The 21555-nt window shown below is 63.0% G+C and carries 24 protein-coding genes; 14 read left to right on the top strand and 10 right to left on the bottom strand.

What is annotated here, in order from left to right:
• Positions 1-26: 26 nt before the first annotated feature.
• Positions 27-356 (bottom strand): phasin family protein, encoded by a 330-nt coding sequence (locus tag SynA1524_RS08065; RefSeq protein ID WP_186499574.1) that lies wholly within the window; start codon positions 354-356, stop codon positions 27-29.
• A 52-nt stretch (positions 357-408) separates the two neighbouring features.
• Here SynA1524_RS08065 and SynA1524_RS08060 point away from each other — a divergent pair, with 52 nt between their 5' ends.
• Positions 409-1806: an apolipoprotein N-acyltransferase gene (locus SynA1524_RS08060; RefSeq protein ID WP_186496699.1), complete on the top strand. Its 1398-nt coding sequence runs from the start codon at positions 409-411 to the stop codon at positions 1804-1806.
• On the opposite strand, the gene mnmA is transcribed toward SynA1524_RS08060, so the two are convergent.
• The gene (mnmA, locus tag SynA1524_RS08055; protein ID WP_186496697.1) at positions 1770-2960 is read right to left on the bottom strand and encodes a tRNA 2-thiouridine(34) synthase MnmA; all 1191 of its coding nucleotides are present in this window, start codon (positions 2958-2960) and stop codon (positions 1770-1772) included. The genes SynA1524_RS08060 and mnmA overlap by 37 nt on opposite strands.
• A 326-nt stretch (positions 2961-3286) precedes the next feature.
• Here mnmA and SynA1524_RS08050 point away from each other — a divergent pair, with 326 nt between their 5' ends.
• Positions 3287-4228 (top strand): RpoD/SigA family RNA polymerase sigma factor, encoded by a 942-nt coding sequence (locus SynA1524_RS08050; protein ID WP_186496695.1) that lies wholly within the window; start codon positions 3287-3289, stop codon positions 4226-4228.
• A 19-nt stretch (positions 4229-4247) separates the two neighbouring features.
• Here SynA1524_RS08050 and pdhA read toward each other — a convergent pair whose 3' ends face one another.
• Positions 4248-5333, bottom strand: a complete 1086-nt coding sequence (pdhA, locus tag SynA1524_RS08045; RefSeq protein ID WP_186496693.1) for a pyruvate dehydrogenase (acetyl-transferring) E1 component subunit alpha — start codon at positions 5331-5333, stop codon at positions 4248-4250.
• A 101-nt stretch (positions 5334-5434) separates the two neighbouring features.
• On the opposite strand from pdhA, the gene SynA1524_RS08040 reads away from it, so the two are divergent.
• The 5 genes from SynA1524_RS08040 to SynA1524_RS08020 all read left to right on the top strand — a co-directional run bounded on the left by SynA1524_RS08040 (position 5435) and on the right by SynA1524_RS08020 (position 11294).
• Complete coding sequence (locus SynA1524_RS08040; protein ID WP_186496691.1) at positions 5435-7399, top strand: IMS domain-containing protein; 1965 nt, start codon at positions 5435-5437, stop codon at positions 7397-7399.
• A 58-nt stretch (positions 7400-7457) separates the two neighbouring features.
• Positions 7458-8990: a signal recognition particle protein gene (gene ffh, locus SynA1524_RS08035; RefSeq protein ID WP_186496689.1), complete on the top strand. Its 1533-nt coding sequence runs from the start codon at positions 7458-7460 to the stop codon at positions 8988-8990.
• Between the two features lie 78 nt (positions 8991-9068).
• Entirely contained in the window at positions 9069-9491 is a 423-nt protein-coding gene (gene rpsP, locus SynA1524_RS08030; protein ID WP_186496687.1) for a 30S ribosomal protein S16, read from the top strand.
• A gap of 8 nt (positions 9492-9499) precedes the next feature.
• A complete protein-coding gene (locus SynA1524_RS08025) occupies positions 9500-10495 on the top strand; it encodes a PhoH family protein (protein ID WP_186496677.1) in 996 nt (331 codons plus the stop codon).
• 67 nt (positions 10496-10562) lie between these two features.
• On the top strand, positions 10563-11294 hold the full coding sequence (locus SynA1524_RS08020; RefSeq protein WP_186496675.1) for a Bax inhibitor-1/YccA family protein: 732 nt from the start codon (positions 10563-10565) through the stop codon (positions 11292-11294).
• Between the two features lie 94 nt (positions 11295-11388).
• Here the strand turns inward: SynA1524_RS08020 and SynA1524_RS08015 are convergent, their stop codons facing one another.
• Positions 11389-11910, bottom strand: a complete 522-nt coding sequence (locus SynA1524_RS08015; protein ID WP_186496673.1) for a sll1618 family protein — start codon at positions 11908-11910, stop codon at positions 11389-11391.
• A gap of 80 nt (positions 11911-11990) precedes the next feature.
• Between SynA1524_RS08015 and era the strand changes: the two genes are divergently transcribed.
• From era to larB, 6 genes are read left to right on the top strand one after another with little or no spacing between them, the layout of a single operon-like run.
• On the top strand, positions 11991-12926 hold the full coding sequence (gene era / locus SynA1524_RS08010; RefSeq protein ID WP_186496671.1) for a GTPase Era: 936 nt from the start codon (positions 11991-11993) through the stop codon (positions 12924-12926).
• Entirely contained in the window at positions 12926-13828 is a 903-nt protein-coding gene (locus SynA1524_RS08005; protein ID WP_186496669.1) for a phytanoyl-CoA dioxygenase family protein, read from the top strand. The genes era and SynA1524_RS08005 overlap by 1 nt, the downstream gene beginning before the upstream one ends.
• Before the next feature lie 22 nt (positions 13829-13850).
• Entirely contained in the window at positions 13851-14315 is a 465-nt protein-coding gene (locus SynA1524_RS08000) for a phycobiliprotein lyase (RefSeq protein WP_186496666.1), read from the top strand.
• Positions 14316-14321: 6 nt separating this feature from the next.
• Positions 14322-15521 (top strand): tRNA (guanosine(37)-N1)-methyltransferase TrmD, encoded by a 1200-nt coding sequence (gene trmD, locus SynA1524_RS07995; protein ID WP_186496665.1) that lies wholly within the window; start codon positions 14322-14324, stop codon positions 15519-15521.
• Positions 15518-15922, top strand: a complete 405-nt coding sequence (locus SynA1524_RS07990; protein WP_186496664.1) for a TIGR03792 family protein — start codon at positions 15518-15520, stop codon at positions 15920-15922. Before trmD ends, SynA1524_RS07990 begins: the two co-directional genes overlap by 4 nt.
• A complete protein-coding gene (larB, locus tag SynA1524_RS07985) occupies positions 15919-16569 on the top strand; it encodes a nickel pincer cofactor biosynthesis protein LarB (RefSeq protein ID WP_186496663.1) in 651 nt (216 codons plus the stop codon). Before SynA1524_RS07990 ends, larB begins: the two co-directional genes overlap by 4 nt.
• 3 nt (positions 16570-16572) lie before the next feature.
• Here the strand turns inward: larB and SynA1524_RS07980 are convergent, their stop codons facing one another.
• From SynA1524_RS07980 to SynA1524_RS07960, 5 genes are all read right to left on the bottom strand, one after another.
• Positions 16573-16710, bottom strand: coding sequence for a DUF8633 family putative protein (locus SynA1524_RS07980; protein WP_186496655.1), 138 nt, complete (start codon positions 16708-16710; stop codon positions 16573-16575).
• A gap of 118 nt (positions 16711-16828) precedes the next feature.
• Entirely contained in the window at positions 16829-17776 is a 948-nt protein-coding gene (locus SynA1524_RS07975; protein ID WP_186496653.1) for a DUF1517 domain-containing protein, read from the bottom strand.
• Between the two features lie 26 nt (positions 17777-17802).
• A complete protein-coding gene (gene thiS, locus SynA1524_RS07970; RefSeq protein ID WP_186496651.1) occupies positions 17803-18021 on the bottom strand; it encodes a sulfur carrier protein ThiS in 219 nt (72 codons plus the stop codon).
• Between the two features lie 3 nt (positions 18022-18024).
• The gene (locus SynA1524_RS07965; protein WP_186496649.1) at positions 18025-19074 is read right to left on the bottom strand and encodes a thiamine phosphate synthase; all 1050 of its coding nucleotides are present in this window, start codon (positions 19072-19074) and stop codon (positions 18025-18027) included.
• Positions 19075-19217: 143 nt separating this feature from the next.
• Positions 19218-20147 carry a bifunctional riboflavin kinase/FAD synthetase gene (locus tag SynA1524_RS07960; protein WP_186496647.1) on the bottom strand — a complete coding sequence of 310 codons (930 nt, stop codon included), beginning with the start codon at positions 20145-20147 and terminating at the stop codon, positions 19218-19220.
• A gap of 56 nt (positions 20148-20203) precedes the next feature.
• Here SynA1524_RS07960 and SynA1524_RS07955 point away from each other — a divergent pair, with 56 nt between their 5' ends.
• Complete coding sequence (locus SynA1524_RS07955) at positions 20204-20764, top strand: DUF3611 family protein (protein ID WP_186496645.1); 561 nt, start codon at positions 20204-20206, stop codon at positions 20762-20764.
• Here SynA1524_RS07955 and surE read toward each other — a convergent pair.
• A complete protein-coding gene (gene surE / locus SynA1524_RS07950) occupies positions 20749-21549 on the bottom strand; it encodes a 5'/3'-nucleotidase SurE (protein ID WP_186496643.1) in 801 nt (266 codons plus the stop codon). The genes SynA1524_RS07955 and surE overlap by 16 nt on opposite strands.
• Positions 21550-21555 lie beyond the last annotated feature (6 nt).

Genomic DNA, 21555 nt, shown 5'->3' with positions numbered 1-21555 from the left:
TTGATTCTGGCCCCCGGACGGTTGGCCTAGTCGGCACGATTCAACTGCCGCAGCTGTTGCTCGATCCGGTCGATGCGGCCGCGCAGTTCATCAAGTTCCTTCTGACTGGCCACACCGATGTCCTGCAGGAGGTTGTCGCGGTTGCGCCCGATGTCTCGCTCAACCTTCTCCTCCAGTTCTGGTGTTTCCCCCCGAAGCGCCTTCATCACATCGTCCACAAGTGCTGAGGCCTGGTTGGGGTCCAGCCGGCCGCGACTGACCCAGTCCTGGGTGACCCCGCGCAGACGATCGGCCACCAGGCTCGTGGTGCCGAGGCCGCGCAGAAGCAGTTGTTGCAGAGGGTTGCCGGAGTCCATCCGTCTCAGTTGCGGCCTGGCATCAGGATGACGCTGCTGCGCATCGCTGACCATGGGCGATCTCCGATCCCAGCCACTGCTGCGAGCTGTTCTGGGTGGCCTCCTGGCCGGACTGGCCCCAGGAGTTGCCGGTCCCTTGTCGATGCTTCCTGCTCTGGCCCTGCTGTGGTCGCTGGTGGAACGACCGCGTGATGCGGTGCTTTGGGGTCTCTTGGCTGTATTGATCAGCCACCGCTGGCTGCTTGGCTTGCATCCACTCACTTGGATGGGTCTGCCGGCATGGCTCAGCCTGCCGGTGGCTGTGGTGATCTGGCTGAGCTGCGGAGTTGCTGCAGCCCTGTTGCTGCTGCTGTGGGCGCTGTTGGCTCGGTTGTGCCGCCGGAGGGACGGGACTTGGCGATTCGGAGCAGTTCTGATTTTGGCTTTGGTCTGGGGAGCAGCCGAGTTGCTGCTTGAGGGGTCTCCGTTGTTCTGGATCGGTGTTGGAGGCAGCGTGCTGCCCCTGGATCGCCCCCTGGCTGGCCTGGGCCGCTGGCTGGGCAGTGGCGGACTGGCCACGCTCCAGCTGCTCTGGGGTTGGGGGCTCTGGCAGCTCTGGCGCCGTCGGGGGCGACGCTGCGCCGGGTGGTTAATCTCCCTTCTGCTGGCCCATGCCGTGGGGGCACTCAGTTTGAGTCCACCGCCCGCCCTCGCTGCCCTGCGACTTGGTGCCTGGCAGCCGGCGATTCCCACCCGTGAAAAATTCAGCCCGGAGCGTCAGCGGCGCTTCCAGTCGGCGCTGTCCTCGGCCTTGAAACAGGCTCAGGCTCTGAAGGTGGAGGCGTTGGTAGCGCCGGAGGGAACCCTGCCGTCCCACTGGCAGCCTGATGAGGACGGTTTGCCCTTGCCGTTGATCAGCGGAGGCTTTCGCTGGGTTCGGGGGCAGCAGCGAAGCAGTGTGTTGCTGGCAAGGCCCGATCGTGCGGGGGTAGAGCCCCTCGTGGACAAGCATCGCCTGGTGCCGCTCGGTGAGTGGTTGCCACCGCTGCCGGCAGGCTTCACCCGGGGGTTGTCGGCGGTGGGGGGGCTCCAGCCGGGAGATGCCTCTCGTTTTGCGAATACCTGGCCATCACCTATTGCTGTGGCGATCTGCTACGAGATCAGCAATGGACGGGCTTTGGCCAAGGCGACGGCACAGGGGGCGGAGTGGTTGTTGACGATTGCCAATCTCGATCCTTACCCCCAGCTGTTGCAACGGCAATTCCTGGCCCTGGCTCAGCTGCGGGCCATCGAAACCGGTCGCGATGTGTTGAGTGTTGCAAACACCGGGCCGACGGCCCTGGTGTCGGCGGATGGAACCGTGCAGCTGTTGTTGGAGCCGCAAACCGACGCTATCGCGGCGGCTGAGCTCCTACGGAGGCAACAGCTGACGGGTTATTCGCGGTTGGTCTGGGCCTGGTCGTCCCGCTGAATCAGCCCTCCACCCAACACCGTTTCTCCTCTGTAGAAGACGGCGGCCTGTCCGGGTGTGATGGAGAACTGATCATCGAGGAATTGCAGCCGGCAGCGGTGAGGCCGCTGGAGCGCTTCATCCTCTGGTGTGTGGGGAATCGGGGTGAGTTGTGCTGCAACCGGCTCACTGCGATAGCGCATCTGAACCTCCAGCTCCAGCGGCTGCTGGAGCGGTGCGATGGAGACCCAATTGATTGCCCCCACCACACAGCTGCGTTGCCCCGCCTCCGCCCGGGGCGCCACCACCACCTGATTCATGGCGGGGTCGAGCCGGATCACGTGGAGCGGTTCCCGCCAGGCCACCCCCAGCCCCTTGCGTTGACCGATGGTGAAGTGCTCGATGCCGTCATGCTCACCAACCACCGTGCCGTCACTCAGCACGATCTCGCCTTGTCGTGGAGGCAGATAGGCGTCGAGAAACGCCCGCATGGAGCCATGGTGATCCGCAAGGCAGAGATCCTGGCTTTCCGGTTTCTCCGCGGTGCGCAGGCCGTGTCGAGCTGCTTCCAGTCTGGTGTCGGCTTTGGTGAGTTCGCCAAGGGGGAACACGATCCGTCCCAGCACCTCCTGGGGCAGGTCGTAGAGGAAATAGCTCTGGTCTTTGCGACTGTCGAGCCCTCGCAACAACTGATGCCGGCCTTGGTCACCGCCATGGCGGATCCTGGCGTAATGGCCTGTGGCAATCCGGGGCAGCCCCCGTTCCTCGGCGGCCCAGTCGAGCATCGGCCCGAACTTCACCGAACGGTTGCACTGGGAGCAGGGCAAGGGCGTGATGCCGTCGCGGTAGCCGTCCACCAGCCGCTGCACGATTTCCTTTTGAAAGGTGTCCCGGGTGTCCACCACGTGATGGGGAATGCCGAGCTGTTCGCAAATTCCGGCTGCATCCACAAGGCCTTCAGCGCAACAGGCGCCCTTACCACTCATCAACCAAAGCGTGAGGCCCTCTACCTCCCAGCCCGCTTCGACCAACAGTGCCGCGGTCAGGGAACTGTCCACTCCACCGGACAGACCAACGGCAACGCGGTGCTCTACCGGCCAAGTCCGCAGCCGCTGCAATGCTGCGTCTCCTGCTGCAGTGGGAAGGCGATCAGTTGAGCTGGTGGCGCTGTTCATCGACGGTGTTGACCTTCCTCCAGTGTGTGGGGTCGTGAAGCGGCGTCGATTGGGTTTGGTCGAGCCGATCGCCCAAGTTCCAGCTGAACCGCAGAATTGATGTCACGTTTTCGGGACAATTGTGTTGGAGGCAATTTTGTTTTATGACGGTTTCGATATGAAAAATTGGTTAGGGGACATTGGTCCAAATCGAGCGTTATTGAATCAAATGCGAGGAAATTCTGAAGTGTTTCGATTTGCTCGCACAAATCTGAAAGGTTGCTGAAAACACTTCTGTTTTTTGGATCTTCATAAGAAAGTTCTCACACCACGGCGGAGGACACGCAATGGTTTCAACATCTCAGAAACCCATCGACTCTCAGCGCCGCCGCAGTAGCGATCCTGTTAGTTGGTATTTGACCACGATCGGCCGAATTCCTCTGCTTACCCCGGCAGAAGAAATCGAACTGGGCAATCAGGTCCAGGCGATGATGACCCTGACCGAAGACGGTTCTAAAACTTTCGAAGACCACGAGCTGACGGGGAAGCAGCGGCGGATGCTCCGCATCGGTCGACGGGCGAAAGAACGAATGATGAAGGCCAACCTTCGCCTGGTTGTGAGTGTTGCCAAGAAATATCAAGGAAAAGGTCTGGAACTGCTGGATCTGATCCAGGAAGGATCTTTAGGCCTCGAGCGTGCTGTTGAGAAGTTTGACCCCACCCGCGGATACAAATTTTCCACGTACGCCTTCTGGTGGATCCGCCAGAGCATGACCCGTGCCATCGCCTGTCAGTCCCGCACCATCAGGCTTCCGGTTCACCTCAGCGAGCGCCTCACCACGATTCGCAAGGTGAGTCTTGATCTGGCTCACAAGCTTGGTGCGATGCCCAGCCGGGTGGAAATCGCAGAAGCGATGGACATTCCCCTCGATGAGCTCGACTCACTCCTGAGGCAGGCTCTCACCACGAGCAGTCTCGACGCCCCTGTGAATGGCGAGGAAGGCCGCAGTTTCCTGGGTGACCTGATTGCCGACTCTTCCCTAGATGAGCCGCTCGACATCGTTGAGCAACGCATCCATCATGAACAGCTCGGACGCTGGCTCAGTCACCTCAGCGAGCAGGAGCAGCATGTGCTCAAGCTTCGCTTTGGACTCGAAGGCAACGAGCGTCACACCCTGGCTGAAATCGGGAGGCTGATGGACGTCTCTCGAGAGCGTGTCCGTCAGGTGGAGCTCAAGGCATTGCGCAAGTTGCGCAACCTGACCCGTCGGCTGCCCAGCGGAATCTGAGCAGTCGGACGGATCTGGGTCAGTCTTCAGCCCAGATGTAGCGGGTGAGCTCCGTTGGATCGGGCTCAGGAGCCGAGAGGGCGAACTCCACACAGTCCTGAACGATGGCATCGATCTCTTTCTCGATGCTTCGCAGTTCGTCGCTGCTCACCAGATTGGCCTCGCAGAGATCGCGCTCAAGAGCCTTAATCGGGTCGCGCTCGGCCCAGAACTGTTTCTCCTGTTCAGCGCGGAGTTCATCCGGGTCTGCAAGTGAGTGACCACGGAATCGATAGGTCAGGCACTCCAGCAGGGTGGGACCTTCCCCTGCGCGCGCCCGTTCCACGGCTCGTTGGGCCGCGGCGCGGACCGCTAGCACGTCCATGCCGTCCACCTCTTCGCCGGCCATGCCGAACGACGCTGCTTTGCGCCAGATCTCCGGATCACTGGTGGCACGGTCATGGGCCATGCCGATGGCCCACTTGTTGTTTTCCACCACGAACAGGATCGGCAGCTTCCACAGTTGCGCCATGTTCATGCACTCGAAGAATTGGCCATTGTTGCAGGTGCCATCACCGAAGAACGCTGCTGTGACGGCGTTGCTGGAGGCGTCCCCCAGGGCATCACGCTTGTAGCGGCTGGTGAAGGCTGACCCCAGAGCAACGGGGATGCCCTCTGCGATGAAGGCGAAGCCCCCCAGCAGGTGGTGCTCCTTGGAGAAGAGGTGCATGGAACCACCCCGCCCCTTGCTGCAGCCTGTTTCCTTGCCGAACAGCTCACTCATCACCTCCCGCGCTGGAACACCGGCGCTCAGGGCGTGCACGTGGTCTCGATAGGTGCTGCAAAACCAATCGTGCTGGCGCTTCATGGCGCCGATCACCCCGGTGCTCACGGCCTCCTGGCCGTTGTAAAGGTGAACGAAGCCAAACATCTTGCCGCGGTAATACATTTCCGCGCACTTGTCCTCGAAGCGACGGCCGAGGGTCATGTCGCGGAACAGCTCCAGCCCCGTCTCCCGGTCGACAGTGGCCCGCTGGGCTGTGACGAGGTTGGACAGGCGTTCGGCGTGGGGACCAGCGGCTGCGCTGCCGATGGGGGCGGTGTCGACCGCAAGGTCCTGACCCATGACCGTCCTAATCAATGGGGGTGACTGTAAGGGCCAGCCGTTGTGCGATGGGCAAAATCCCTGACACTGACTAAAGTTCGCCCTTTGGGGACCTGTGGACGTTGGATCTGCCCATCGATCATTTCCGGCTGCTGGGTGTCAGTCCCTCCGCCGATCCAGCCTCCATCCTGCGGCGTCTTCAGACCCGCAGTGACAGTCCGCCGGACGATGGCTTCACCCATGAGGGACTGCTGCAGCGGCAGGCGCTGTTGCGTCGATCAGCTGATCTGCTGACGGATCCGAGTGAAAGGGCTGACTACGAGGCAGCGCTGCTGTCGTTGAGCTCGATCCATCCCAATGAAACCGTCGGCCTCGATCTCGCTGCCAGCAGCGAAGTGGCTGGATTGATCCTGCTGTGGGAGGCAGGAGCGGCCTTGGAAGCGTTCCAACTCTCCCGGCAGGGTTTGCAGCCGCCTCAGGCGCCAGCCCTTGGCAGTGGCCGTGAAGCCGACCTCACGCTGCTGGCAGCCCTCGCCTGCCGCGACGCGGCCCGGGATGAGCAGCAGCAGCGGCGTTACGAGTCCGCTGCACAACTGCTGCGGGACGGCATCGAACTGCAGCAGAGAATAGGCAAGTTGCCGGATCAGCAGGCCCGCCTTCAGCTGGAGCTGGATGACCTGCTGCCCTATCGGGTGTTGGATCTGCTGAGCCGGGATCTATCCGATGCCGAAGCCCGCCAGCAGGGAATCTCCCTGTTGGATCAACTGGTGCGCGATCGGGGTGGTTTGGATCCTGAGGGACTGGATTCCGATGCCCCAGCTGCCATGGGGCAGGCTGATTTCGAATCGTTTTTCCAGCAGATCCGCCGCTTTCTAACGCTGCAGGAGCAGGTCGATCTGTTCCGTGGTTGGTTCGCGGAGGGCTCCAGCGAAGCCGGTTGTCTGGCGGTCTTTGCCCTGGCAGCTGCGGGCTATTCACGACGGAAGCCTGAGTTCCTCGAGCAGGCCCGCGAACAGCTGCAGCGGTTGGGGGCATCCGATCTGGATCCGATGCCGCTGCTGGGCTGTCTTGATCTGTTGTTGGGCAATGTTGCGGAGGCCTCGCTGCACTTCAGTGCCATCCGTGACGAGGAGCTCCTGCGCTGGCTGGCGGAGCATCCCGGCGATCATCTTGCGGCCCAGTGCGAGTACTGCAGGGTCTGGCTTGAACGGGATGTGCTCCCCGGTTATCGGGATGTCGATGCCGCCGGCGTTGACCTCGACGCCTGGTTCGCAGACCGTGATGTGCAGGCCTATGTCGATCGCATCGATCGCCAGTCGGCCCGTCTTGTTGGCTCTGCTGCAACCGTGACAGGGGCTGGATTGAGCTCTGTGCTGTCGGCTGATGCCAGCACGCTGCATGAAACGGCGTTGGACGACGACCAATTGCCGGTTGAGGAGGCTTCGTCCTCCGACACGGCCTTTGAAAGGTTGCCCAACCGTCTCAGATGGGTGGTGGCGTCAGTGGTGGTGGGCTTGTTGGCCGCTTTGGCCGCTGCTGTGACGCTGCGCCCGCGGGAGACGGCTCCGGTGGTCTTGCAACCCGAGCCGGATCGTCAGGACGCCGTTGAGCCCAAGTCGTCGGCGCAGGATTCAGCAACCCTGAAACCGAAAGCGATCCTTCAACCGGAGGCGTCCAAAGTTGCAGCTCAGCTGCAACCACTGCTCAGTGATGCGCCCGATGACGCTCAACTGCGGATGCTGGTTCAGGGTTGGCTTGACAGCAAGGCCCAGGCTCTCCAGGGCCAGCCCTCTCAGCTTCCTGTGGTGGCGCGGCAGCATTTGATCGATCGGGTGGATCAGGAGCGGGCTGCGGCCGTTGCCGCGGGCACCACCACAGTTGTCAAGGCCTCGGTGACATCCCTTGATGTCGTCAGCCGACAGCCGCGTCGCATCGAATTGCAGGCCCAGGTGGCTTACAGCGACAGCACCACTGATCGATCCGGCACTGTGGTGGATCGCACTGAGCCGGGCAACCTTACGGTCACCTACATCCTGGGTCGTGACGCAGATCAGTGGAAGCTGACGGCCTACGTCCCACAGGGTTGATTCTTCCTCGCAGCGTCGCTTTTTACGATCGGGATACTGAATCAATCGAGCCGCCCCAATGTTCGACGAGCTGTCAGCCCGGTTTGAGGATGCGGTCAAAGGGCTGAAAGGCCAGGACAAGATCAGCGACACCAACGTTGAAGGCGCGCTGAAAGATGTGCGTCGTGCCCTGCTGGAGGCCGACGTGAGCCTTCCAGTGGTGAAGGACTTCGTTGCCGATGTGCGCGAGAAGGCCGTCGGTGCCGAGGTGGTGCGCGGTGTCAGTCCGGATCAGAAGTTCATCCAAGTGGTGCACGAGCAGCTGGTGGAGGTTATGGGGGGCGATAACGCCCCTCTGGCCAACGCGGCTGAGGCGCCAACGGTGGTGTTGATGGCAGGTCTGCAGGGTGCAGGTAAAACCACGGCCACGGCCAAGCTCGGCCTGCACCTCAAGGATCAGGGGCGTCGTGCCCTGATGGTGGGTGCCGACGTCTACCGGCCAGCCGCCATCGAGCAGTTGAAAACGCTCGGTGCTCAGATCGATGTGGAGGTGTTCAGCCTCGGTGCTGAGGCCAAGCCAGAAGACATTGCCGCGGCTGGTCTGGCCAAGGCGAAGGAGGAGGGCTTCGACACCTTGCTGGTGGACACCGCCGGTCGCCTTCAGATCGACACCGAGATGATGGAGGAGATGGTGCGGATCCGCACCGCCGTGCAGCCCGATGAGGTGCTGCTGGTGGTGGATTCGATGATCGGCCAGGAGGCTGCTGAGCTCACCCGTGCCTTCCACGACCAGGTGGGCATCACCGGTGCAGTGCTGACCAAGCTGGATGGTGATTCCCGCGGCGGTGCCGCCCTCTCAATCCGCAAGGTGAGCGGTCAGCCGATCAAGTTCATCGGCACCGGCGAGAAGGTGGAGGCGCTCCAGCCCTTCCACCCCGAACGGATGGCCAATCGCATCCTAGGCATGGGCGATGTGCTGACGCTGGTGGAGAAGGCGCAGAAGGAGGTTGAGCTCGCAGATGTCGAGAAGATGCAGAAGAAGCTGCAGGAGGCGACGTTCGATTTCTCGGACTTCGTGCAGCAGATGCGTCTGATCAAGCGGATGGGGTCGCTCGGGGGCTTGATGAAGATGATCCCAGGCATGAACAAGCTCGACGACGGGATGCTCAAGCAGGGGGAGCAGCAGTTGAAACGGATCGAAGCGATGATCGGTTCCATGACGCCGAAGGAACGGGAAAACCCCGATCTGCTGGCAGGTCAGCCGTCCCGTCGTCGCCGCATCGCTGCTGGCAGTGGTCATCAACCGGCGGATGTCGACAAGGTGCTGGCGGACTTTCAGAAGATGCGTGGCTTCATGCAGCAGATGAGTCGTGGTGGCATGCCTGGCATGGGCGGCATGCCTGGCATGGGCGGCATGCCTGGCATGGGCGGCATGCCGGGAATGGGCGGTATGCCTGGCATGGGCGGCATGCCGGGAATGGGCGGTATGCCTGGCATGGGTGGCATGCCTGGCATGGGCGCTATGCCGGGTGGTGGCGGGCGGCCCGGTCGCGGTGGTCCTCCAAAGCGCCAGAAGCCAGCTAAAAAGCGTCGCGGTTTCGGAGATCTTTAGGCCGGAAGGTATGGTGGTTGTTTGGCGGCTGCTGCGGCACTGCCTGAATCACCTTCCAACCTTCACACCAAGGCCACGATGATCAAGCTCCGCCTGAAGCGGTTCGGTAAGAAGCGGGAAGCGAGCTTCCGCCTCGTGGCCTCCAACAGCACCTCCCGCCGGGATGGGCGTCCGCTCCAGGAGCTTGGCTTCTACAACCCTCGTACTAAGGAGACCCGGCTCGACACCGAGGCGATTCGTGAGCGTCTGGGCCAAGGTGCCCAGCCCACCGATGTGGTACGCACGCTGCTCGAGCGCGGTGGCTTGATTGAAAAGACGATCCGCCCTGCGGAGACCGTTGGTAAAGCCAAGCAGGCTGCCAAGCGCGAGGAAGAGGCCAAGCAGGCCGCCAAGGAAGCTGCTGAAGCCAAGGCAGCCGCTGAAGCGGAAGCCGCAGCCGCTGCTGAGGCTGCCAAGGCTGAAGACGCCCCTGACGGTGAGACCGAATCCAGCGAAGGCTGATCTCCCCGGTGCCTGAGGACGGCGCTCGCAACCGCTTCATTTTTGATCTTCCCGATCTTGAGGCAGCTTTGGCCCTGGCTGGAGCTGCAGAAACCACCCTGCATCGCCTCGAGGCTCTGACAGGAGCGTCCTTGGTGTTGCGGGGGCTTCAGTTGATGATCACCGGGCGGCCGACGCAGATCGAGCGGGCCGCTGCGGTGGTGGAACTGGTGAGGCCGATCTGGCAGGACGGGCAAGCCGTCTCCAGCGTTGATCTTCAGGCTGCTCTTGGTGCCCTCAGCAGCGGTCAGGGCGACGACCATGCTGCGATGGGAGAACAGGTGCTGGCACGCAGCCAGACCGGTTCGATGCTCAGACCGCGGACGCTGCGGCAGAAGCATTACGTCGATGCCATGGAGCGACACGATCTCACCTTCGCGCTTGGACCCGCGGGAACGGGCAAGACCTTTCTAGCCACGGTTCTGGCGGTGCGAATGCTGACGGAGCGCAAGGTGGAACGATTGGTCCTGACCCGACCCGCTGTTGAGGCGGGAGAGCGACTGGGGTTTCTTCCTGGAGATCTGCAGCAGAAGGTGGATCCCTACCTACGGCCGCTGTATGACGCCCTGCATGCCCTGCTGGGGCCAGACAAAACAACGGTGTTGCTGGAGAAAGGTGTGATTGAGGTGGCTCCACTGGCCTACATGCGGGGACGCACCCTCAGTGACGCGTTTGTGATCCTGGATGAGGCGCAGAACACCACACCGGCTCAGATGCGCATGGTGCTGACCCGCCTGGGCGAGCGCTCTCGGATGGTGGTCACCGGTGACATCACCCAGGTTGATCTTCCCCAGGGTGTTCCGAGTGGTCTGGTGGAAGCTTCCGATGTGCTGGATGGCGTTGAGGGTGTTGCCGTGTGTCGGTTGACGTCAGCTGATGTGGTGCGACATCCGCTGGTGCAGCGGGTGGTGGAGGCCTATGCCCGCCTTGACGACCAGCGGTCGTCAAGGCCTGTGCGTCGATAGGGAGATCCGAACCCCAGACCCTTGTCAACGCTGGCAGGATAATTGGAGTGATTGTGGTCTGGTCGACATGCCAGCAAGCAGCAATTTCCAACAGGCCATCCGCGACGCGCAGTCCAGCGCCCTGGTTGGACCCAATGTGGTCAACAAAGCCCTGCCCTACGTCGGTGGCGGCATGGTCCTCACCTCCGTCGGGGTGATCGGCGGTTTGTCGATGATGGCAACGCCGATGTTCATGCCCATGTTCTGGGTGGCAGTTATCGGCAACTTGATTCTGTTCTTCGTGGCGCAGAACGTCGCGATGAAGGGCAATAACGCCACGGCGTTGCCACTACTGGCCGTTTACAGCCTGATCACCGGTTTCACCCTCAGTGGTCTGGTGGCTCTCGCGGGTGCGGTTGCCGGAGTCGGAGCCGTCGGCACCGCTGCCCTGGCCACGGGCATCACCTTTGTGATCGCCTCGATTGTGGGGCGCCGCATGAGCGACAGCGTTGGTCAGGCGTTGTCCGGTGTTGTCGGCCTGGGGTTGATCGGCCTGATCCTGGCGATGGTGGTTCAATTCATCGGTGGAATCTTCGCTCCGGCGATGTTCCATGGCACCAGCTTCGAGCTGATGATTGCCGGGTTCGGCACGGTGCTGTTCGTTGGCGCAGCCTTCGTCGACTTCTACACAATGCCTCGTGCTTATCGGGATGAGCAGTACCTGGCGGGTGCCCTCAGCATGTATCTCACCTACATCAACCTGTTTATCTTCATCCTGCGATTGATCATCGTGCTCAACGGCGGAGGCCGCCGCGACTGAAACGCTTGATTGCGATCGGATAGCTCCTTTCGAAGTTGATTCTCTTCCTTAACCCCCGGATGATCCGGGGCTTTTTTTTGGTTGGTCTCAGCCCTCAGTCGTCGGCGACGGCGTAGACGCTCTTGCTGATCGCAACACGCTGCTCGGCGTCATAGCCCCACTTCTCCAGAAAGGCGACATCAGCACCTGTGTTGTTGACCGTTGCCTCCAGCAGTTGCTCCAGCCGCTCCTTGACGAGGGCCGGCTCCAGTTGACGCAGCAATTCCGAGCAGCGGCTGCTCACCCGTTGCGATCCCGCCTGCTGAGCGCTGTCACCGGATCGGCCGTGAGCAACCGCCATCGCTGTGCTCATGGCCAGGTTGCGCACGCTCAGTTCAACAACTCCGGAGCCTGCGGCACGCAACTGCCCCACCACAGCATCCGGCAGTCGATCCATCAGCGCGCTGTCGCCAGCCAGGCTGACCACAAAGAACCCCCGAGCGCCGTCGCGGCTGGACACCATTTCTCCGATTCGGTCCGCCAGCACCTCATCGCTGATCTCCTCGTTCTCCCACTGCTGCAGCCAGGCAGCGGTGATCTCCATCGCCTGCTGGAAGGTGGGTTGCTGCTCCGCCATGGCTGTGATCTGCCCTGCGGGCCAGGCTATGGCCGGAACTGCACAACGAAACGGGGACAGTGACGGCGCAGACTTGCGTCATGCATTCCACTTCGTCGTCGAAGAACCACCGCTCCGGCTTCATCGCACTGATCGGCAGGCCCAACGTGGGCAAATCCACCCTGGTGAACCAGCTGGTAGGGGAGAAGGTGGCGATCACCTCGCCTGTGGCCCAGACCACCCGTAACCGTCTGCGGGCCATCCTCACCACCGAGGACGCCCAGATGGTCCTTGTGGACACCCCAGGCATTCACAAACCCCACCACTTGCTGGGGGAACGGTTGGTGCAAAGCGCCCGCAGTGCCATCGGCGAAGTGGATCTGGTGGTGCTGTTGCTGGAGGGCTGTGAGCGGCCGGGGCGTGGGGATGCCTTCATCGTCAATCTGCTGCGGCAGCAGCCGCTGCCGGTCTTGGTGGCCCTGAATAAATGGGACAAGCTGCCGGAGGATCGTCATGCGGAGGCAGAGGCGGCCTACGGCGAGCTGCTCCAGGAGACGGCTTGGCCGATTCACCGCTGCAGTGCCTTGTCCGGAGAGGGCTGCAGCGCACTGAGCTCGGCGATGGCGGACCAGTTGCCTCTGGGCCCGCAGTTGTATCCCCCGGACATGGTCTCTGACCAACCGGAGCGGGTGTTGATGGGAGAGCTGATCCGAGAGCAGGTGCTGCTGCACACCCGCGAGGAGATTCCCCACAGCGTTGCGGTGACCATCGATCGCGTGGAGGAACTGCCTGCTGGCGGCAAGGGTGGCGGGCGTACGGCTGTGCTGGCCACGGTGATGGTGGAGCGCAAAAGCCAGAAGGGAATCCTGATCGGCAAAGGCGGGGCGATGCTCAAGACCATCGGCCAGGGCGCCCGGCTGCAGATGCAGACCCTGATCGACGGGCCGGTGTATCTGGAGCTGTTCGTGAAGGTGGTTCCCGACTGGCGCAGCAAACCGGCTCGGCTTGCCGAGCTGGGCTATGGGGTGGACTCCTGATGCTGTCGCTGCTCAGCCGCACCAAGAGCTTCCGTGACCCCTGGGTGGGGCATCCGATGCTGAACCGGCGTTGGCAGTTGCATCGCCATCGCGTGCAGCTGGCGGAAGCGCTCTGCCGCTGGCGTCGCTGGTTGAGACCGGTCCAGGAGCGCCAGCTGGAGCGGGATGGTTTTCTGTTGGTGCAGGACGTCTTGCCGGAGCCGACATTCAGGGCCGTGCGGGATGAGGTGGAGGCTCACCTGGCTGCTTCTCAGGCGCAGCATCCGATGCCCGCCAACGAGCGAACAGGATTCCAGCCCAAACAGCCGTTCCCCGGGGGGTTCGATCGCTACGACGGCGGCACTCTCAACCGATTCCTGCACATCGATCCCGTGACGTTGCCCCACGCGGCGGTGGTGAGCCGCGATCCCCGCCTCAGCCGTTGGTCCCGCCAGGCGATCGGTGTACCGATGGATTTGCACAAATTGGACGTTTACCTCACGGTTCACGGTGAAGAGAGCCGCACGCCCGATCTGCAGAAGGACCTGCACCGCGACACATTTTTTCGGGCGCTGAAGTTCTGGCTGTTTCTGAGGCCTGTTGCGGCAGAGGATGGTCCTTTTGAAGTGGTGCCCGGCAGCCATCGGCTCACCCCAGAGCGGCTGCGCTGGGAGCAGGACACCGCCAATGCGGCGATCCGCCAACAGCAGCAGCCGGATGTCTCCGGCTCGTTTCGAATCCAGGAGAAGGATCTTGAGGCCCTTGGGCTGCCGGCGCCGGTGGCTTTGCCCTGCCAGGCCAACACCCTGGTGCTGGCGGATGTGTTTGCCTTCCATCGGCGTGGGGCCGCTCAACCAGGACGTGAGCGCCTGGCCCTCTACGGCTGGAACCGTCCTTACCCGTTTTTGCCCTTCACCTGGTGAAGCTGACTGAGAAGATGGACTGATGAGCGACCAACCCTTCCCTCCGGCAGATGCCGCAGCGTTTCTCGGGCTCTGTGCCGGCGAGTGGATGAGCCTGCGCAGCAGCTTTGAGCTCTCAAGCGGCGGCGACGATGACTGGCACAGCAGCGAACGCGGAGAGCTGGTGGTGCGATTCGGCGAAGCAGTGGATGAAGCGGAAGGGGAGCTGGTGGTGACCGCCCCTGGAGGCGCCACCACCACCCTGCGGTTTTTTCGGGATGGTGCCTTGGCCATCGATGGAACAGCCGCGGGGCAGTGGCGCTTCTGGCCTGACGGCAGCATGGAATTGAACCTGTCGCGCCCAGATGGGATGACGGTTCAGGAGCGGATCTGGTTCACCCGCGCCAATCTGCGACTGCGCAGCACCACGGCCACCGATCAGGACGGAACGCCGCGGCAGGGGAGTTTCTGTACGGACATCCGCCGGGTGTCCAAAGCTGCCGCCTGAACCCTGATGGCGCCCTATCGCCTCGATGTGGTGAGTCTGGCGCCGCAGGCCTTTGCGCCCTTGCTCGAGCTGGGGGTGATCGGTCGTGCTTTCGGGAGCGACATTGCCGAGTTGCATCTCCACAACCCCCGCGATTTCGCCACCGACCGCTACCGCAAGGTGGACGATGAGCCCTATGGGGGCGGCGCCGGCATGGTGCTGAAGCCGGAACCGGTGTTCGCAGCGGTGGAGTCGATTCCCCGGCGCAGCAGTGCTCGGGTGCTGCTGATGTCTCCCCAGGGGCGTCCTCTGCATCAGGCCGATCTGCAGCGTTGGGCCCATGACCACGATCAGCTGGTGCTGCTTTGCGGCCATTACGAGGGCTTTGATGAACGCATCCGCAGCCTTGTCGATGAGGAGGTGTCCGCCGGTGATTTCGTGCTCACCGGTGGCGAGCTGCCGGCGATGACCGTGATCAATGGGGTGGTGCGGCTGTTGCCGGGAACGGTCGGCACAGCCCAGTCACTGGTGGAGGAAAGTCACAGCGCGCTGTTGCTGGAACATCCCCACTACACCCGACCGGCGGAGTTCCAGGGCATGGCTGTGCCGGCGGTGTTGCGGAGCGGAAACCACGCCGCCATCGAGACCTGGCGCCAGCAGCAGCGGGAGCAACGCACGCGGGATCGTCGCCCCGATCTCTATGCGCGCTGGAGAATGGCGCGTGATGACGCTGGAGCGGCCATGCAGATGCGGATCGGCAACGGGTACGACATCCACCGGTTGGTGCAGGGCCGCGCGCTGATCCTCGGTGGGGTCACCCTGGAGCATCCCGATGGGCTTGGCCTTGATGGCCACAGCGATGCAGATGTGCTGGTGCATGCGGTGATGGATGCCCTGCTTGGTGCGCTGTCGCTCGGAGACATCGGCAAGTACTTCCCGCCGACGGATCCGCAATGGAAGGGGGCCGACAGCCTCCAGCTGCTGGAGCAGTTGGTGGCCTTGGTGACGCAACGGGGTTGGCAGGTGGTGAACGTCGATGCGGTGGTGATCGCCGAGCGGCCCAAGCTGAAACCCCACATCGAGGCGATGCGCGGCAATATCGCAACCCGTATCGGGATCGCTGCCGATGCCGTTGGTGTGAAGGCCACCACCAACGAACGGCTGGGACCGGAGGGGCGGGAGGAAGGCATCAGCTGTCAGGCCGTTGTCCTGCTGGGCCAGCCGTGACTCGCGCTATCGCATTGCTTCTGGCCATGCTGCTGGGGGTTGCAGCACCAGCCATGGCGGAGCAGGGGGTGATTGAACAGTTGCGACTGGCTGTGCCGGCCTCCCATCGCGAGCTCTGGTTGCAGGCCGAGGCCAGCAGCTGGCAGCCCTGGCTGGAGCAGCAATCTGGATTCGAAGGACGCCAGCTGTTCTGGGATCCACAGCGAGAGGAGGGCCTGCTGCTAATCCGTTGGAGCAGCCGTGAGCAATGGAAAGCCATTCCTGCTGCCGAGGTGGAGCGGGTGCAGGAGGTCTTTGAGGCCCAGGTGAATCAGGCCTTGAAGCGGGATCCGGCCGCAGGGACGTTGTTCCCCTTGCTGGCGGAAGGCGAACTTCGGGTTCAGGAGCTGCCTTCTCGATGATCGACGCTCGCCTGGACCTGAAGCGACGGGAGCGGCTTGGCATGGTCGAGGCGGTCTGGGGTGAGCACAAGACCGCCGAGCAGATCATCACAATCCTGGAGCGGTTTTCAGCGGCCGATGAGTTGGGTTTGGTGACCCGGGTGTCATCAGAGAAGGCCGATGCGGTGCTGGCAGCTCTTCCTGCTGTGAAGGCTCATGCTGATGCCCGCTGTCTGACCCTTGGGGAACTGCCTGCCCCGCCACCCGGACCGCCGCCCGTGGCGGTGCTCAGTGGTGGCAGCAGTGATCGCAGCGTCGTGGCAGAAGCAATTCTTGCTCTGAGCTGCCATGGCATTGCCGTGGATCCGCTGATGGATGTGGGGGTGGCGGGCCTGCATCGGCTGCTGGACCAGCTCCCACGACTGGAGTCTGCTGTTGTGTTGATCGCCTGCGCCGGCATGGAAGGGGCTCTGCCGACCGTGCTGGCTGGGTTGGTGCCTCAGCCGATCATCGGTGTTCCGGTTTCTGTTGGCTATGGCATCAGCCAGGGAGGCAGGACAGCTCTCGAGGGCATGCTTGCCAGCTGTGCACCGGGGTTGACCGTGGTCAACATCGACAACGGTTATGGAGCAGCGATGGCAGCGTTGCGGATGCTGCGGGGTCGTTGATGGTCAGCCTGCCTGGCCGCCGTTGAAATCTCCCAATCGCTCCAATTCAGCGGAGTTGTGATCGGTTTCCACCTGCTGCAGTGTGCTCATCAGAGCACTCCAATCGGATCGTGACAGCTCCCCATCCTGTTGCCATTCCATTGCGCGTGGATCGGGAGTCAATGAATTCGAACAAATGTGCTTAATCGAAAACTAGGTGTTGATCCTGAGGAAAAGTGCTCATATTGCGCTCGATCTGCGGAAGAAAATCTTCAGATCCTCAGAGATGCTGCAAGTTCGGGTAGGCAGTGAGAAGTTCCTCGGCGCTGAGGACATCGCCGCGGCCCTCCGGTTGCCAGATCACCTCAAGCGCCATCAGTTCCGAGGACGCCGTTGAACCGAGGATGCGCAGCGTCTGGCGTAGGTCCTCACCGGTGCTGGCTCCCTTGAGGCTGGCCGTTGCGGTGGATGCCACCAGCAGGGTGACCACAATGAATTCATTGGTGGCATCCGCATCGCCCACTTTCTCGGTGGTCCCGCCGCTGAGCTTCTGTCCGCCGACATTGCTGGTGAGTTCGGCATCGAGCTTACTGCGCTCGTTCATCGACAGCCGATTGAACGTGGATTCCGCGCTGCTGAACGGCACACTGCCGCTCTCTGCATTGGCGTAGACCCAAAGCTCAGGCTGGCGCAGCAAGGCCAATGTGGATTCCTGCAACAGCCGCTGCAGGCCACTGGAGCTGGAGGTGTCGGAGGAGACCGCCAGTCGGCGCAGGTCCTCCTGTAGCGACTTGGCGCTGGCCAGCATCCCCACCTGCACCTGAAGCATGTTGACTTTGCTGGGGACCGCCGGCATTGGCGAACCTCCACCAATGGCAGGGGCGCCGCCACCACCGCGAACGGCGTTAACCAGAACCCCAGCCACGGCCATCAGGATCAGCAGGCCGAACAGTCCACCGCCGCCGAATCCGAAGATCGGAATGATGAACGGGAAGCCGAAGCCACCGCCGCGGTAGCCACCTCCGCGCATGCCACCGCCATAACCACCGCCGTAGCTGCGGCCACCGGTGCGTGGCATCGATGGTGCTCGGAAGCTGCCGCCCCCCATCCGACCACCGCGGGCGGCATCGGCCGGTTGGGCACTGATCAACCCGAAGCCGAACACCACCAGTGGCACCAGAACGGTGGCCAACAACCGGCGGGTCCAGGTTTGCTTCCGAGCGATCAAAACGACGAACTATTGCTGAATCGACTCTAGGAACCACCTCCAACGATGGTGACGATCTCCAAGCTGTCGCCTTCACCCACTGTTGTGCTGGCCCAGCCACCACAGGGCGCGATCACACCGTTGTGCTCTGCCACCACCAGCTGGGGGTTATGTCCCAAGGCGGTGATCACCGCTTCGAGGGTTGGAGGCATCGGCTCAGGGTCCAGGCAGCGGACTTCGCCATTGACTGTGAGCTTCAGAGCCATGGATTAAAGGGTTGGGCGCGACAGGCTGCTAAGCAGGTTCTGACTGGCCTTTTCGGGATTGTCAGCTCCCATGATCGCTCCGATCACCGCCACGCGCCGGCACCCCACTGCCATGAGCGCATCAAGGTTGGCCTGGGTGATGCCACCGATGGCGAACACCGGCTTGTGCGTGATGGCCAGCGCTTCACCCACCAAGGCAGCGCCGATGGCCGGCCGCTCCGGCTTCACGGCGGTGTTGTTGACGGGACCAAGACCCAGGTAGTCGCATTCCTCGCGGTGTGCTTCCGCTACCTGGTTCAGGGAATGGGTGCTGCGTCCGAGGAGACGTCCGGGGCCGATCAAGCCACGGGCCACATCAGTGGGCAGGTCGTCCTGACCCAGATGAACGCCGTCGGCATCCACGGCCAGGGCCAGATCAATCCGGTCGTTGATGATCAACAGAGCGCCGTGATCACGGCAGAGAGCAGCCAGGGTTCTGGCTTCCGCCAGTCGTTCCAGGTCGCTTCCGGATTTACAGCGGTGCTGAACCATGGCCACACCGCTGCGCAGAGCAGCTGTCACACGATCGACCAAGTCAGGGCATGGGCTGGTGATCAGGCAGAGCTGGCAGTCCTCCAACCGGTTCCGACGGTTGTTGCCGCTGGTCGCTGTGAGGCAGGTCACCTCCAGGTCGTAAAGGCCGTAGCGGATGGCGGCGGCCTCAGCGGACAGAGGGGCATCCACGTTGCGCCCGTATTCCTCCAGCACTCTTAGGGCTTCCTGCACCCGGCCGCAGTTGGCCTCCACGACTTGCCGGGGGCTGTGACGGTCGAGCTGCGCCGGATGCTCCATGCCCGCACCAGGGTCGGTGACGGTGGAGCGGGCTCGCTTGTAGCGCTCCTGATGCAGCTTGCCGAGTCGCTGACGCCAATCCTTGAGGCTGATCACCAGGTCATCCCGCTCCAGTCCGAAACGGCACCAGTCCTCAACGACCCTCAGCCCTTCGCGGGCTCGATCGAGATTGGCATCGATCAGCCTTGCCACACGGGGATCCAAGGACGACTCGCAACCCATCAGATTCGTGGCACCCTTTGGAGGATCGCACTCCCTTGAGTCATGGAGAACGGTGGATCTGACAGTCCCATGCACGTTCTTGTGTGGGGCATCGTGTTGCTGGGGGGAATCGGCGTGTTCATCGTCTGGGGCCTGGCCAACGCTTACCCAACACCGGTCTGAACCGACAGCAGCGACCGGGCCTGGTCGGCATCTCGGCCGATCTGAGCACTGAGTTCCTCCAGTCCGCTGAACCGCTGCTGACCGCGGAGCCGCTGCACGGGTTCCACCGTCAGCTGGCGGCCCTCCAATTCGATCGTGCGGTCCAGCAGGTGCACCTCCACAGCCGAGGGGGAGGTGGGATCCACCGTCGGTTGCGGACCCAGATTCATCACGGCGGCCAGGGGCTGATCCCCGCTGTCCACCCAGGCCCAGGCGGCATATACCCCCAGTGCCGGCAGGAACTTGCGGCCGTCCACCTGCAGATTGGCGGTGGGCCAGCCCAGTTCGCGACCCAGACCACGGCCCCGCACCACCCGACCGCGGAAACGGTAGGGACGGCCTAGCAGGGACTTGGCGGTGTCCAGATCGCCGGTGTCCAGAGCAGCGCGGATACGGCTGCTGCTCATCCGTCCGTTGGCGTCCTCCACGATCTCCGTCAACAGCACCTCCACCCCCCGGGCCGCGGCCACCTGGCGGAGTAGGTCAGCGTCTCCACTGCGCTTGTAGCCGAAGCGGAAGTTGGCCCCCACGACGATCCGCTGCGCCTGCAGGGTCTCCAGCAGCACGGTGTTGACGAACGCTTCTGCACTCAGCTGGGCCAGCTCCGGGGTGAAGGGAACCAGCACCAGCTGCTCAATGCCCAGCGGCTGCAGCAGCTCCAGCTTTTCGCTGGGCAGATCCAGCCGCAGTCGGGCTTCACCGAACAGCACCTCCCGCGGGTGGGGCCAGAAGCTCACCACCGTGGGCACCGCAGAGGCACCCGCGATGGCCTGGCCGATCACACGGCGGTGGCCGGCATGCAGCCCATCAAAACTGCCCAGTGCCAGAGCGGTCGGCCTGCGGGCGTCCTGTGGCGAACAAAGGGGGATCAACGCGGGGTGCAGACGGTGCGCTTTGGTGGCAAGTTTGGACGACTGACCCCCCAGCCATGGCGGATCGCCTTGATTTCCAGCAGCTGTCCTTCGGTGTGCGTCGCATGGGCTGGATCCGCTTCTGGATTCAAGTGGTGCTCGGCATCGTGGTGGTGGGGGTGCTGCTGTTCAACAACGTGGGTAGCAGCCTGGCCCGTAACGCAGAGCGCGCCGTCGGCCTTGGCCCTGGCCTCTCTCTGACGACCCTGGCTTTCCTGGTGCTGCTCTACAGCCTGTGGCAGGGCTGGTTGATCGTGCGCACCGGTCGTGCGATCGACAGCGGCGCCAGGCCAAGTCGCAGGGAAACCGCTCGTTTGATCAAACGGGGGTTGATCGCAGACCTGCTAGGTCTCGTGTTCGCGGCCATCGGCTATCAGGCCCTTGCCGGCAGCCTGTTTGTGCAGGCGTCGATGCAGACCCCCGGCATCGCCATCGGAGGTCGTGGCATGGCGGATAACCTGGCCATCACCTCCCTGGAGATGCTGTCAGTGCTCAGCAACACCCAGGTGCTGTTCGCCCACTTGATCGGCCTGCTGTTCTCACTGTGGCTGCTGCAGCGGATCTATCGCACCAGCTGATCCTTCAGCTTCAGCTGCGGCAGTCCACTGAGGGATCCCCGCCAGAACAGATCGGGTTGGATCGGGGTGAGGGATGGACTGTTGGCATGGATCTGAGCCACATCGCTGGGCCAGTCCCGCGGACCTTCACCGGCAGACTCCAGGTCGTTCACCACTTCACCGGCCAGCCAGTAATAGGCCCGACCCCGCGGGTCCACCCTGGAACTGAACTGCTCGTCATAGCGGCGGATCGACAGGCGGGTCCAGCGCAGCGGGCCCATGGCGTCCCGATTGCAGGGGGGGATGTTGAGGTTGAGTAGCAGGTTCTCCGGCCATTGATCCGCCAAGGCCTGTTCGGCGATCTCCACCGCCAGTTCGGCGCCGGCCTGGAACTGCCGCCACTGGAAGCAGGCGCTGCTGATCGCCATTGATGGGATGCCCTCCAGGGTGCCTTCCATCGCCGCAGCGACGGTGCCGGAGCAGAACACATCGGTGCCCAGGTTGGGGCCGTGGTTGATGCCGGAGAGCACCAGATCAGGTTTGTCCTTCACCAGTTCGAACAGGGCCAGCTTCATGCAATCCGCCGGTGTGCCGGAGCAGGCCCAGGCGGTCACGCCAGGAACGAACAGTTCATCGGCCCGCTCCGCCCGGATGGGGGTCTGCAGCGTGAGGCCATGGCCGGTGGCGGAGCGCTCCTGATCCGGGCAGACCACGGTGACGTCGTGGCCGCGGGCGACGGCAGCCGCCGCCAGGGTGCGGATGCCTTCGGCGAAGACGCCATCGTCATTGCTGATCAGGACCCGCATGGCTTG

The organism is Synechococcus sp. A15-24 (genome assembly GCF_014280195.1).
Classification (GTDB): Bacteria; Cyanobacteriota; Cyanobacteriia; order PCC-6307; family Cyanobiaceae; genus Parasynechococcus.
This window is presented reverse-complemented; position numbering and strand designations above follow the sequence as displayed.

What these genes read in the sequence shown, in the direction of transcription:
- SynA1524_RS08065 (WP_186499574.1), bottom strand. Translation starts at nt 356, where the DNA reads ATGGACTCCGGCAACCCTCTGCAACAACTGCTTCTGCGCGGCCTCGGC.
- SynA1524_RS08060 (WP_186496699.1), top strand. Translation starts at nt 409, where the DNA reads ATGGGCGATCTCCGATCCCAGCCACTGCTGCGAGCTGTTCTGGGTGGC.
- mnmA (WP_186496697.1), bottom strand. Translation starts at nt 2,960, where the DNA reads ATGAACAGCGCCACCAGCTCAACTGATCGCCTTCCCACTGCAGCAGGA.
- SynA1524_RS08050 (WP_186496695.1), top strand. Translation starts at nt 3,287, where the DNA reads ATGGTTTCAACATCTCAGAAACCCATCGACTCTCAGCGCCGCCGCAGT.
- pdhA (WP_186496693.1), bottom strand. Translation starts at nt 5,333, where the DNA reads ATGGGTCAGGACCTTGCGGTCGACACCGCCCCCATCGGCAGCGCAGCC.
- ffh (WP_186496689.1), top strand. Translation starts at nt 7,458, where the DNA reads ATGTTCGACGAGCTGTCAGCCCGGTTTGAGGATGCGGTCAAAGGGCTG.
- rpsP (WP_186496687.1), top strand. Translation starts at nt 9,069, where the DNA reads ATGATCAAGCTCCGCCTGAAGCGGTTCGGTAAGAAGCGGGAAGCGAGC.
- SynA1524_RS08020 (WP_186496675.1), top strand. Translation starts at nt 10,563, where the DNA reads ATGCCAGCAAGCAGCAATTTCCAACAGGCCATCCGCGACGCGCAGTCC.
- SynA1524_RS08015 (WP_186496673.1), bottom strand. Translation starts at nt 11,910, where the DNA reads ATGGCGGAGCAGCAACCCACCTTCCAGCAGGCGATGGAGATCACCGCT.
- era (WP_186496671.1), top strand. Translation starts at nt 11,991, where the DNA reads ATGCATTCCACTTCGTCGTCGAAGAACCACCGCTCCGGCTTCATCGCA.
- SynA1524_RS08005 (WP_186496669.1), top strand. Translation starts at nt 12,926, where the DNA reads ATGCTGTCGCTGCTCAGCCGCACCAAGAGCTTCCGTGACCCCTGGGTG.
- SynA1524_RS08000 (WP_186496666.1), top strand. Translation starts at nt 13,851, where the DNA reads ATGAGCGACCAACCCTTCCCTCCGGCAGATGCCGCAGCGTTTCTCGGG.
- trmD (WP_186496665.1), top strand. Translation starts at nt 14,322, where the DNA reads ATGGCGCCCTATCGCCTCGATGTGGTGAGTCTGGCGCCGCAGGCCTTT.
- larB (WP_186496663.1), top strand. Translation starts at nt 15,919, where the DNA reads ATGATCGACGCTCGCCTGGACCTGAAGCGACGGGAGCGGCTTGGCATG.
- SynA1524_RS07980 (WP_186496655.1), bottom strand. Translation starts at nt 16,710, where the DNA reads ATGGAATGGCAACAGGATGGGGAGCTGTCACGATCCGATTGGAGTGCT.
- thiS (WP_186496651.1), bottom strand. Translation starts at nt 18,021, where the DNA reads ATGGCTCTGAAGCTCACAGTCAATGGCGAAGTCCGCTGCCTGGACCCT.
- SynA1524_RS07965 (WP_186496649.1), bottom strand. Translation starts at nt 19,074, where the DNA reads ATGGGTTGCGAGTCGTCCTTGGATCCCCGTGTGGCAAGGCTGATCGAT.
- SynA1524_RS07955 (WP_186496645.1), top strand. Translation starts at nt 20,204, where the DNA reads ATGGCGGATCGCCTTGATTTCCAGCAGCTGTCCTTCGGTGTGCGTCGC.
- surE (WP_186496643.1), bottom strand. Translation starts at nt 21,549, where the DNA reads ATGCGGGTCCTGATCAGCAATGACGATGGCGTCTTCGCCGAAGGCATC.